The 11,831-nt window shown below is 69.0% G+C and carries 7 protein-coding genes and 1 pseudogene; 6 read left to right on the forward strand and 2 right to left on the reverse strand.

Annotated elements, in window-relative coordinates; all coding sequences use genetic code 11:
• The first annotated feature begins 293 nt into the window (after positions 1–293).
• Both AB0J39_RS33860 and AB0J39_RS33865 read left to right on the forward strand, forming a co-directional pair.
• Positions 294–2,390, forward strand: a complete 2,097-nt coding sequence (locus AB0J39_RS33860) for an RNA degradosome polyphosphate kinase (RefSeq protein WP_363472252.1) — start codon at positions 294–296, stop codon at positions 2,388–2,390.
• A gap of 11 nt (positions 2,391–2,401) precedes the next feature.
• Positions 2,402–3,298 (forward strand): NUDIX hydrolase, encoded by an 897-nt coding sequence (locus AB0J39_RS33865; RefSeq protein WP_363472255.1) that lies wholly within the window; start codon positions 2,402–2,404, stop codon positions 3,296–3,298.
• 8 nt (positions 3,299–3,306) lie between these two features.
• Here the strand turns inward: AB0J39_RS33865 and AB0J39_RS33870 are convergent, their stop codons facing one another.
• Positions 3,307–4,764 (reverse strand): CYTH and CHAD domain-containing protein, encoded by a 1,458-nt coding sequence (locus tag AB0J39_RS33870; protein ID WP_363472257.1) that lies wholly within the window; start codon positions 4,762–4,764, stop codon positions 3,307–3,309.
• A 59-nt stretch (positions 4,765–4,823) separates the two neighbouring features.
• Positions 4,824–5,570 (reverse strand): trans-aconitate 2-methyltransferase, encoded by a 747-nt coding sequence (locus AB0J39_RS33875; protein WP_363472259.1) that lies wholly within the window; start codon positions 5,568–5,570, stop codon positions 4,824–4,826.
• A gap of 82 nt (positions 5,571–5,652) precedes the next feature.
• On the opposite strand from AB0J39_RS33875, the gene AB0J39_RS33880 reads away from it, so the two are divergent.
• The 4 genes and pseudogenes from AB0J39_RS33880 to AB0J39_RS33895 all read left to right on the forward strand — a co-directional run.
• On the forward strand, positions 5,653–6,177 hold the full coding sequence (locus tag AB0J39_RS33880) for a MarR family transcriptional regulator (RefSeq protein ID WP_169983503.1): 525 nt from the start codon (positions 5,653–5,655) through the stop codon (positions 6,175–6,177).
• A 428-nt stretch (positions 6,178–6,605) separates the two neighbouring features.
• Positions 6,606–8,423, forward strand: coding sequence for a hypothetical protein (locus tag AB0J39_RS33885; RefSeq protein ID WP_363472261.1), 1,818 nt, complete (start codon positions 6,606–6,608; stop codon positions 8,421–8,423).
• Positions 8,424–9,404: 981 nt separating this feature from the next.
• Entirely contained in the window at positions 9,405–10,907 is a 1,503-nt protein-coding gene (locus AB0J39_RS33890) for a hypothetical protein (protein ID WP_363472263.1), read from the forward strand.
• 403 nt (positions 10,908–11,310) lie between these two features.
• Positions 11,311–11,831: pseudogene (locus AB0J39_RS33895) on the forward strand (hypothetical protein); the annotation flags it as partial.

Here is an 11,831-nt window from a genome sequence, read left to right on the forward strand (position 1 = left end):
CGGCACGGTGGCAGGGTCGCACGCCGGCTCACGACGGCTCGGCGCAAGCAAGCACCGCGGTGGCGCGGTGGCGTGGTGGCATTGCCGATCCACGGCGGCACGCGGCCGCACGGTGGCACAGTGGCGCGGCGGCCGCATGATCGCAGGCACAGTGCGCGGCGACACGGTGAGAGCGCGGAGGCCGCAGCGGAGGCGCGACCAGCAAGGAAAACAGCGCCTGGGCGCGACAGCCTGACGCTTTCGTTGCGACGAAGTTAACGTTCCGTTCAACGACTTAGGGCATATTTCGTTATATGTCCGCCCAAAGCTCCCCCGCCTCTGAGCCGGAGGAGGCCGACCTCCCCGCGCACGCCCCGCTGCCCAATGACAGGTTCCTCAACCGGGAGGAGAGCTGGCTCCAGTTCAACGAGCGTGTCCTGGAACTGGCGGAGGACCCCTCGCTGCCGCTGCTCGAACGCGTCCGGTTCCTCGCCATCTTCGCGAGCAACCTGGACGAGTTCTTCCGCGTACGGGTGGCCGGGCTCAGACGGCGGATGGCGACCGGCCTGCTGCTGCGGACGCCGGGCGGGCTGAAGCCGAGCGAGGCGCTGACGCGGATCGCGACGGTCGCCGACGACCTGGCGCGCAGGCACGCGGCGGTCTTCCACGACCGCATCTGCCCGGAGCTCGCCGAGGAGGGCATCGCGATCGTCCGGTGGGACGACCTCGCCAGGGACGAGCGGACGGCGCTGCGCAAGCTCTTCCGTGAGCGGATCCGGCCGGTGCTGACACCGCTGGCCGTCGATCCCGCTCACCCGTTTCCGTATATCTCGGGCCTTTCCCTGAATCTCGCCGTGATGGTGCGGAACCCGGCGAACGGCCACACGGTGTTCGCGCGGGTGAAGGTCCCCTCGCAGCTCCCCCGGTTCGTGACCGCCTCGCCGAGCAGGTTCGTCCCGCTGGAGGACGTGATCGCGGCGCACCTGGGCGAGCTGTTCAAGGGCATGCAGATCGTGCAGCACCACGTCTTCCGGGTGACCAGGAACGAGGACCTGGAAATCGACGAGGACGTCACGGAGAACCTGATGAAGGCGCTGGAGCGGGAGCTGCTGCGCCGCCGGTTCGGGCCGCCGGTGCGGCTGGAGGTCGAGGACACCATCACCCCCGAGGTCCTGGAACTGCTCGTCGACGAGCTGGGCGTGGCCGGCAACGAGATCTACCGCCTGCCCGGGCCGCTCGACCTGACCGGGCTGCACGCCATCGCCGACCTCGACCGTCCCGAGCTCCACTACCGGCCGTTCGTCCCCGCGGAGGCGATCAGCGCCGAGGACGACCTGTTCGCCATCCTGCGCGAGCGCGACATCCTCATCCACCACCCGTACGACTCGTTCGCGACGAGCGTGCAGCGGTTCGTGGAGGAGGCGGCGGCCGACCCGGACGTGCTGGCGATCAAGCAGACCCTCTACCGGACCAGCGGCGACTCGCCGATCGTGGACGCGCTGATCGACGCGGCCGAGGCGGGCAAGCAGGTCGTGGTCGTGGTGGAGATAAAGGCGAGGTTCGACGAGCACGCGAACATCTCCTGGGCGCGCAAGCTGGAGACGGCCGGGTGCCACGTCGTGTACGGCGTGCTCGGTCTCAAGACCCACTGCAAGCTGTCCATGGTGGTCCGTCAGGAGGCGGGCGGCGAGCTGCGGCGCTACTGCCACATCGGCACCGGCAACTACAACCCGAAGACGGCCCGGCAGTACGAGGACTTCGGCCTGCTCACCGCCGACCCGCAGGTGGGCGAGGACGTCACTGACCTGTTCATCCACCTGACCGGCTACTCCCACCAGTCCTACTACCGCAGGCTGCTGGTCGCGCCCGACTCGCTGCGGCAGGGCCTGCTCACCCGGATCGAGCAGGAGATCGCCCACCGCAGGGCGGGCCGTGCGGCGCGGATCCGGATCAAGACGAACTCGCTCGTGGACGAGCCCGTCATCGACGCGTTATACCGGGCCTCGCAGGCCGGGGTGCCGGTCGACCTGTGGGTGCGCGGCATCTGCACGCTCCGTCCCGGCGTGCCCGGCCTGTCCGAGACGATCCGCGTACGCAGCGTCCTCGGCCGGTTCCTGGAACACTCCCGGATCTACGAGTTCGGCGGCGGACGGCGGACCGAGCTGTGGATCGGCAGCGCCGACCTGATGCGCCGCAACCTCGACCGCCGCGTCGAGGCGCTGGTGAAGGTCGCGAGCCCGGAGCATCGCAGATATCTGTCCCGCCTGCTCGACATGGCGTTCGAGGACACCACCACGGCCTGGACGCTGTATTCGGACGGCAAGTGGCTGCGCCACCGGGGTGAGGTGGATCTCCAGCACCACCTGATCGCGAGCCGCCGCTGGCGGGCCGTGGACGACGGGGCCGAGTGATGGGCGGCGGCATGATCAGGGCCGCCGGTGCGGTCGTCTGGCGGGGCAACGCGGACGACCCGGAGGTCGCCCTGGTCCACCGGCCGGCGTACCGCGACTGGAGCCTGCCCAAGGGGAAGCTCAAGCACGGCGAGCACGTGATCGCGGCGGCCCTGCGCGAGGTGTGGGAGGAGACCGGCCTGCGGGTCGTGCTCGGCCGCGCGCTCCCGCCCGTGCACTACATGCGCGGCGGCCGGCTCAAGCGGGTGGACTACTGGCTCGCCCACGCCCCGGGATACCAGCATGCGATCGGCGGCGACGGGCACGAGGTCGACGAGGTCGCCTGGCTGCCGATCGAGGAGGCGCGGCGGCGCCTCACCTACGCCTGGGACCGCAGCCTGCTGCGCGCCGTCGGCGCCGCTCCCCTCGTCACCATGCCGCTGATCCTGCTGCGGCACGCGCTGGCGGGCTCCCGGCAGGAGTGGAGGGGCGACGACGACCTGCGCCCGCTGGACGAGCACGGACACGCCCAGGCCGAGATCCTGGCCACGGTGCTGGGGGCGTATCGCCCGATCACGCTGGTCAGCTCGCACAGCAGGCGCTGCACGCAGACGCTGCGGCCGTACGCCGAGCGGCACGGGCTGGAGGTGCGCGAGGAGGAGGCGCTGTCGGAGAGCGGCTACGATCCGCGCGCGGCGGAACGCATCGTCCGCGACCTGCTGGCCGAGCCCGAGCCCGCGGTGCTCTGCAGCCACGGCAAGGTCCTGCCCGAGCTGCTCGACATGGCCCACCGGGCGCCGTACGGCACGGGCGACCGTAACCTCGCCAAGGGCGGCTTCGCCGTACTCCACCGGGCCGTGGACCGCGCGAGCGCTGTCGGCGACGACGCGGGCGAGCACGTGGTGAGCCTGGAGCGTTACGCGACCTGAGACAAAGGTCAGGCGAGGCGGGACCAGAGGGCGGGGAACTCCTCGTGGGCCCGGGCCGCCTCGGCGCTCTCGATGCCGGCCAGCACGCCGTAGGTGAAGGTGTCCTCCCCCGCCTGCCTGGCCCGTTCCGCCTCCTCCAGCAGCACGCCCTGGGCGACGACGCCGTCCTGGTGCCGTCCGAGCACCTCCTGCACCTGCTCGGCGCGCTCGGCCCGGCCGGACATGCCGGCGGCCTCGGCCGTGTAGCGGGCGCGCTTGGCGGCCTTGCGCACCTCGTGCATCGCCGTCTCCCGCTCCTCGCCCTCCTCCACGCGCCGCGCCGCCTCATAGGCGTCGGTCACCCGGCGCCACGCTTTGTCCACGATCTTCGGCAGCGCCTTGTCCGCGTTCTTGGCCGCCGCGGCCGTCAGCGGCGGGTCGGCGGCCAGCGCGTCGAGGGCGTCGAGCAGCGCGAAGTAACGCTCTCCGCCGAGGGCCGCCCGGATGCGCTCGTACGCGTCGCGCTCCCCGGCCCGCAGGTCGTCACCCAGCCTGCGGCGCGCCTCCTCGGTGACGAGGCGGGGATCGAGGCCGTCGAGCCGGGCGGCGAACCGGGCCCGGATGACCTCCAGGTCGCGCGCCTCGCCCAGCACCTCACCGAGCCACTTGAGCTCCTCCCGGAGCTCCTCGGTGCCGGCGACGATCCGCTTGAACGCCTTGAGCGCGCTGCGCAGACGACGGCAGGAGACCCTGGCCTTGTGGACGGCGTCCTCCTCGGCCAGCCGCACGTACGGATCCCGCGCGAGCAGCGCGGCGACGTGAGCGCGGAGGTAGGCGACGACGACCTCCCCGGCGGACCCGGGCTCGGGCCGGGTCATCGGCCGCGGCGCGGGTATGCGGTCACCCAGGACGCGGGCGAGCTTGCTCGCGCTCTCGGCGGGGGCGGCGCCCGCCTTGCGCAGGCGCTTGGCCACCTTCTTCAGGAGGTCGCGATCGCCCTCCTTGAGCTCGGCCTCGACCTCGCGCCAGCGCCGCACCACCGGCTCGTCGCCGAGCACCGTGCCCTTGACCCGGTCGTCGGCGATCTCCACGAGCACCGTGCCGCCCGGCCCGAGCAGCCGGGTGACCCCACGGCGGGTCTCCAGCTGGGCCACCGGCGCGAGCGGGGCGCCCCGCGTGTACGCGAGGACGAGGCTCGCCAGCTCGGCGGGCACCACCTTGGCGCTGCGGGTGAGCGGCCGGGTGATCTCCCGGCGGGCGCCCTTGGCCTTGGGCAGCTTGAGATGCCAGCCCTCGTCGTCCCCGCCGCGCCGCCGTCGCAGGGTGACGCCCCGGGCCGCCAGTCGCAGGTCGGGGGTGTCGAAGTAGACGGCGGTCAACCGGTGGGAGAGCGGCTCGGCCACCCCTTCGCACCCCGGCAGGCCACCGAGGCCGGGCACGGCGAAGCCCTCCGGAACGTCGAACTTGTCCTCTATCTCAAGCGCCACCGTTCCCCCTTGTGGTGTCCCGGTCGGCGGTCATACTGCCACGCGAAGGTGAACAGAATTCAAAGATGCGCGGCCACGAAGATCCGCCGGAACGGGAACGGCGTGCCGTACGCCCTGGGCGGGTAGGCCGCGCGCAGGGCACGCGCGCAGTCGGCGAGGAAGGCGGCGTGCCGCTCGGCCGGCAGCCGGTCGAGCATGGGCCGCAGTGCCGTGCCCTTGATCCAGCCGAGCACCGGGTCCTCCCCCGGCAGGATGTGCGTGTAGGTGGTCTCCCACGCGTCCACGACGAAGCCGAGCCCCGCGAGCAGGTCCACGTAGTCGGCCGGGTCCCCGACCGGCGTCCCCCGCGGCACGTCGCCCAGCTCCTCCCGCCAGGTCGTACGGCACAGCTCACGGACGACGGCGTGGCTCGGCGCGTGGAAGTTGCCGGGGATCTGGAAGGCGAGCCAGCCGCCCTCGGTCAGGTGGTCCCTCCACCGGCGCAGCAGGTCGGGGTGCTCCGGGATCCACTGCAGGAGCGCGTTCGAGACGATCACGTCGACCGGCTGCGGCGGGACCCAGTCGCGGACGTCGGCCGTCTCGAACGTCGGCCCGGGCGGCGCCTTGGCGATCATCTCGGGCGAGGAGTCGACGCCGTGCACCCGGGCGCCGGGCCAGCGATCGCACAAGGTCGCCGTGAGCTCTCCGGTGCCGCACCCGAGATCGACGACGTACCGGGGCGATCGGGCACCCACCCGGGCCACGAGCTCGTAGAAGGGGCGGCCGCGCTCCGTCGCGTAGCGCCCGTAGACCTCCGGATCCCACATGTGCACACCTCCATTATCTCGATGTCGAGATACTCGATATCGCGGGAGATATCTCGATGTCAAGAGAAGCTAAACTCGGCCCATGACCTTCTCGAGGCCCGCCGAGGACGAGGTGGACCGGCTGGTAGCGGCCTGGAAGCAGGAGCGCCCGGACCTGGACGTGACGCCTCTCGAAGTGCTGAGCCGCGTCTCCCGGTTGAGCCGGCATCTTGAGCGTGAGCGCCGCGCGGCCTTCGCCTCCCACGACATGGAGTCATGGGAGTTCGACGTGCTGACGGCCCTGCGCCGCGCGGGCGAGCCGTACGAACTCAGCCCGGGGGCGCTGCTGCGCGCCACTCTTGTGACCTCGGGCACGATGACGAACCGCATCGACAGGCTGGCCGCCGCCGGGCTGGTCACCCGGCGCCCCGACCCCGAGGACCGGCGCGGCGTGCTCGTGCGGCTGACCCCGGCAGGAATGCACCGTGTGGACGCCGCCTTCGCCGACCTGCTGCGCCGGGAACGCGAGTTGCTGGCCGGTCTCGAACAGCACGAGCAGCAGGCCCTCGCCGCTCTGCTGCGCACACTCCTGGTCCCATTCGACACCTCCAATGGGACAGGCCACTGAGCAGGCTCCACCTCCGCCGGCTCAACAGCCGACGAACACCCTCGTCGCGGCCAGGAAATGCCATTCTTTGCCCTTTGTCGCTTTTGGCGCTTTCGACTCCGTAATCGGACACTTCGTCACCAACTTGTTGACTTCACTCAGGGAAGCGACACATCTCCCCATGAGTGTGATTTTCCTCACATTTATTCTCTGGATCGGTCCAGTCCGGCCAGAGGATGAGGGACTCTCGATGGCTACGTGATCAGCGGAGACGAGGCCCGTAGACGTACGGGGGAGCCGCCGGGACGGCGCGTGGAGACCCTGTGGGCACTGATAGCAGATTCTGAAATTTCTGTTTTCAGAGGCTTTCTTCGTTATAACTTCCATCAGTTCCTTCACTGACGCATGGGGCGCAAGTGACGCCTCACGACAGACCAGGGAGATCCACCTTGAAGCGCACTCTCGCTCTCGGCGGCGTCGCGGCCGGCCTCCTGGCCTCCGCAATCGTCGCCCCCCCGGCTCAAGCCGACGACCAGATCCCCGCCATCAACCTCGCGAAGACCAACTTCGCCGCGCAGCAGGTGGCCGCGTTCTGGTTCGGTGAGGCCCGGGCCAACCTGATCAAGGCCACGCCGTACAACGTCGAGACCAAGCTCCCGACCAAGCACGTCTCGACCGGCGGGACCTCCGCCAGCAGCAAGGCGGGCGTCGTCGGATCGAGCGGCGACCAGAAGGCCTCCACCGGCAACCTGAAGAACGTGAACCTCCCCCGCACGGTGGGCAAGGTGTTCTTCATCGGCGCCGACCACAGGCCGCACTGGTGCTCGGCCACCTCGGTTCAGAGCGGGTACAAGAACCTGGTGGCGACCGCCGGTCACTGTGTCTACGACACGGCGAGCAACAAGGCCACCCTCGACAAGTGGGTCTTCATCCCCGGCTACTACCAGGGCAAGACCCCGTGGGGCATCTACGTCGGCAAGACGGCCTACACCCACTACGACTTCGACAACTACGAGGACGGCGACCGCAACTACGCGTTCGTCACCGTCTACAACGGTGTCCAGGTCACCGACGTCAAGTACGACAGGTACGGCCGTGACGACCACCGTGGGCACAACCACGGGCGTGACGACCACCACGGCCGCGACGACCACCACGGGCGTGACGACCACCACGGGCGTGACGACCACCACGGGCGTGACGACCACCGCGGTCGCGACGACCACCGCTCGTACGTGAAGCGCCTGTCCGTGCGCGAGTTCCAGGCCCTGAACCGGGGCAGGGACCTCACCGGCAACGGCCCCTGGGCCAAGGGCACGGGTGCCGAGACCCGCGAGATCAGCGAGCGCCAGTACAACAGCCGCTTCGACTCGTACGTGAGCAGCGACGGCAAGACCCTGTACTTCCGCAAGAAGGTCTGGGACCGCGACGACCACGGCCACGGCGGACCGGGTCACGGCCCCAGGGCTGCCGCGGACGACGTGGTCCTCTTCAAGGGTCCTGGCGGCCCCGGTGGCCCCGGCGGTCCTGGCGGTCCTGGCGGCCCCAAGCACAGCCCGTCCCCCTCGCCGTCGGCCTCGCCTTCGCCGAGCCCCTCGCCGTCGGCCTCCCCGTCCCCGTCGCCGAGTGCCTCTCCGACGGGCAAGCCGACCGGCAAGCCGGACTGGTGCGACGACGACCGTCCCCGCAGCAACTTCGCGGGCGACAACGAGCGCGGGCGCGGCGGCAAGGACCACTGCGACGACAACCACCGGCCGAAGTACAAGTACTACGCCCGGACGTTCTGGGCGAAGTCGGTCCGCAACGACCACAAGCCGCACGGCACGCTGAAGATCACCCTGAAGGACGTGGGGCGTCTCGGCGACAACGTCGGCGGTCAGGGCCTGGCCTACAACCAGAAGATCGGCACGAACGTCTTCGTGTTCGGTTACCCGAGCGGGTCGCACCCGGACGGCAACTACGCCTTCACCGGCCAGACCCTCAAGTGGGCGTACGGCAAGACCTTCAGGGTGAGCGTCCCGGCCGTCAAGGGCGAGGAGCTCGTCGGGGTCAAGACCTCGTTCACGGGCGAGGGCTCGATCGGTTCGTCCTGGCTGTACCGCTACAGCAGCGCCAAGCGCCTCGGTTACCTGAACGGTGTGACCATCGGCCTGGGCGACGTGGACGGCAACGACCGCATCGACACCAGCATCTCGCCGTACTTCGACGGTGAGACCCTGGCTGTCTACCAGTACGCCGCGAAGTTCCACTCCGGCCGCATCGTCTGAGTGTTCTGACTCCTGACGGCGTCAGGAAGGGCCCGGATGGCTTGTCCATCCGGGCCCTTTCGTTTTCCCCGGACTTTTCCCCAACCTTTCCCCGGACACGATGTCTCTCTCAGTCCTCCTGCGCGGTCTCCTGTGCGGTCTCCTGTGCGCCGCGAACCGCTGTCGCCCGCGTGATCCGGGTCCCCGCACGCGTGCGTCGGCCCCCTCGCCGCGCCCCGGCCGCCCGGACGGCCGCCAGAGCCCGCTCTGAGGGTCGTACGGCCGGCCTCGGAAGCTCCGCCGGGCCCCGGATCCGGCCGCCTGAATCGCCGTGCGCGCAGCCGAGAATGGCCCGTCTCCCTCTTTCCAGCCTTGACAAGGCGGTCACGGAATACGGCCCGATGAATCAGAACGCGGCCGAATACTCATTGGACCGATGCAATAACCGATTTCGATTGTTCGGACCGGTCCAAATTCTCCGCCGTGGCCGGCGTTTCCGTGCCGGCGGAGAACGGTGAGAGCGCCGTTCCCGGGGGTTCCGTGGACGAGCGGCACGCGCGGAGGCGGGGGGACCGTCGGGAGCGCCCCGCGCCGGACTTGCGAGGCCGACTCCGCGACATCACCTAATGAGGCCTGACCTGCGGAAAAAGCCCCCCGAAGCGACCAATGCCCGGTGCCGCGGCAACGCCTCTCATCTCCGTTGCCCACCTCCGCCGACAGGCGGACTTTGACGCGATCCTCGCACTGCCGGTTTCATCCAAACCTGTGATTTAGGTCACATTCGGGGCTGAACGGCTCCGTCAGGAAGATTGATGCACGACGTAAATGATCAGGCAAAACGCGTCCGTATGGCGTCGAATGGCGCGGCACGGGTGTCGCCAGCACCCGGCCGGAAGCCGCGAATGCTCTTACACCCCACATAACTCTCCTATACCTTTTCCCTCGTCTCTTACTGACGGATGGGGCGCAGGTGACGTCCCACGACAGACCAGGGAGAAATCCATGAAGCGCACTCTCGCCCTCGGCGGGGTCGTGGCGGGCCTGCTGGCTGCCGCCGCCGTCGCCGCGCCGGCTCAGGCCGACTCGGACGTCGCCCCCCCGGTCAACCTGGCCAACACGAACTTCGCCGCCAAGCAGGTCGCCGCGTTCTGGTACGGCCAGGGCAAGGCGAACCTGATCAACGCGACGCCGTACAACGTCGAGACGACCGTGCCGTCCAAGCACGTGTCGACCGGCGGCGCCTCGGCCGACAGCAAGGCCGGCGTCGTGGGTTCCAGTGGCGACCAGAAGGCCGCCACGAGCAACCTGAAGAACGTCAACCTGCCGAAGACCACCGGCAAGGTGTTCTTCATCGGTGGCGACGGCAAGCCGCACTGGTGCTCGGCGACCTCGGTGCAGAGCCAGTGGAAGAACCTGGTCGCGACCGCTGGTCACTGTGTCTACGACACGGTGAGCAACAAGGCCACGCTGGACAAGTGGGTCTTCATCCCCGGTTACTACGAGGGCAAGACTCCGTGGGGCATCTACGTGGGTAAGACCGCGTACACCCACTACGACTTCGACAACTACGAGGACGGCGACCGCGACTACGCGTTCGTCACCGTCTACAACGGTGTCCAGGTCACCGACGTGGCCGTCGACAAGGTCAAGAACTGGGTGGACAACCGCACGTTCGAGACCAAGGCGGACGCGGAGAAGGCCCAGAAGGAGCTGGAGCTGAAGAGCACCGGCTTCGCGGGCAAGATCGTGCCCGTGGTGGACTACACCAAGCGGGTCCGCCTGCACACGCCGGACTCGCAGAAGGCGCCCGCCACCAAGGCCCAGCTCGGCGGCAACGTCCCGGCGAACCAGGCCACCCTGGAGAACCAGGCCAAGGAGCACGGCACGTCCACCTACCAGGACAGGACGTGGGGCACCGAGGTCACCCGGGTCTCCCGCGGGGAGTACGGCAACGGCGGCTGGTCGTCCGACGGCAAGGCCTTCTACTTCGCCAAGGACAACGGCTGGTACAAGGCGACCTACTGGGGCAACTTCGACGTCGACTACAGGCTCCGTGGCCACCTCGTCGACATCGCCCTCAAGGACGTCGGCACCCTGGGTGCCAACGTCGGTGGTCAGGGCCTGGCCTACAACCAGAAGATCGGGACCGGCATCTTCGTGTTCGGTTACCCGAGCGGGTCGCACCCGGACGGCAACTACGCCTTCACCGGCAAGACCCTCAAGTGGGCCTACGGCAAGACCTTCAAGGCGGCCGCCCCGGCGCTCAAGGCCGAGGAGCTGGTGGGCATCAAGACCAGCTTCACCGGTGAGGGCTCGATCGGCTCGTCCTGGCTGTACCGCTACAGCAGCACCAAGCGTCTTGGCTACCTCAACGGTGTGACCATCGCGGTCTCCGACACCGACGGCAACAAGCGCATCGACACCAGCGTCTCCCCGTACTTCGACGGTGAGACCCTGGCCGTCTACCAGTACGCCGCGAAGTTCGCTTCCGGCAAGATCGTCTGAGACACCCTCTGACGCTCTGACTGGACCAAAGGGCCCGGCTTCCAGCCGGGCCCTTTTCGCGTGTCCGGAGGCGTCTCCTTCGCCGGAGCGACGGCCGGCAGGCAGGGCGTCCGGCAGGACCCGCTTTGACGGGAGAGAGCCCCATCTGGTTTCACCAGAAACTGTGATTTAGGTCACACTATCGATGCGCAAAGCCATGCCAGCGCAACCGAAACTCACCCTTCATGATCAGCCAAAACATGGCCCGACGCCCCGCGAGAAGGGGCGGCGCAGCGGGCGGTGCCAGAGGAGCGCAAGCCGCAGAGCGCTTACACCTCACCAAACTCTCCTATAGCTTTCTTCTCGATCCTTCACTGACGGATGGGGCGCAAGCGGCGTCCCACGACAGACCTGGGAGAAATCCATGAAGCGCACCCTCGCTCTGGGCGGGATCGCGGCGGGCCTGCTGGCTGCCGCCGCCGTCGCCGCGCCGGCTCAGGCCGACTCGGACGTCGCCCCGCCCGTTAACCTGGCCAACACGAACTTCGCCGCCAAGCAGGTCGCGGCGTTCTGGTACGGCCAGGGCAAGGCCAACCTGATCAACGCCACGCCGTACAACGTCGAGACGACCGTGCCGACCAAGCACGTCTCGACCGGCGGCGCCTCGGCCGACAGCAAGGCCGGCGTCGTGGGTTCCAGCGGTGACCAGAAGGCCACCACGGCGAACCTGAAGAACGTCAACCTGCCGAAGACCACCGGCAAGGTGTTCTTCATCGGCGCCGACAACAAGCCGCACTGGTGCTCCGCGACCGCGGTGCAGAGCCAGTACAAGAACCTGGTCGCGACCGCCGGTCACTGTGTCTACGACACGGTGAGCAACAAGGCCACGCTGGACAAGTGGGTCTTCATCCCCGGTTACTACGAGGGCAAGACCCCGTGGGGCAT

Source organism: Microbispora sp. NPDC049633 (assembly GCF_040675265.1).
Taxonomy (GTDB): Bacteria; Actinomycetota; Actinomycetes; order Streptosporangiales; family Streptosporangiaceae; genus Microbispora; species Microbispora maris.

Excerpts from the sequence above, each read along its gene's own strand:
- AB0J39_RS33860 (WP_363472252.1), top strand. The coding sequence starts at position 294 with ATGTCCGCCCAAAGCTCCCCCGCCTCTGAGCCGGAGGAGGCCGACCTC.
- AB0J39_RS33880 (WP_169983503.1), top strand. The coding sequence starts at position 5,653 with ATGACCTTCTCGAGGCCCGCCGAGGACGAGGTGGACCGGCTGGTAGCG.
- AB0J39_RS33865 (WP_363472255.1), top strand. The coding sequence starts at position 2,402 with ATGATCAGGGCCGCCGGTGCGGTCGTCTGGCGGGGCAACGCGGACGAC.
- AB0J39_RS33890 (WP_363472263.1), top strand. The coding sequence starts at position 9,405 with ATGAAGCGCACTCTCGCCCTCGGCGGGGTCGTGGCGGGCCTGCTGGCT.
- AB0J39_RS33875 (WP_363472259.1), bottom strand. The coding sequence starts at position 5,570 with ATGTGGGATCCGGAGGTCTACGGGCGCTACGCGACGGAGCGCGGCCGC.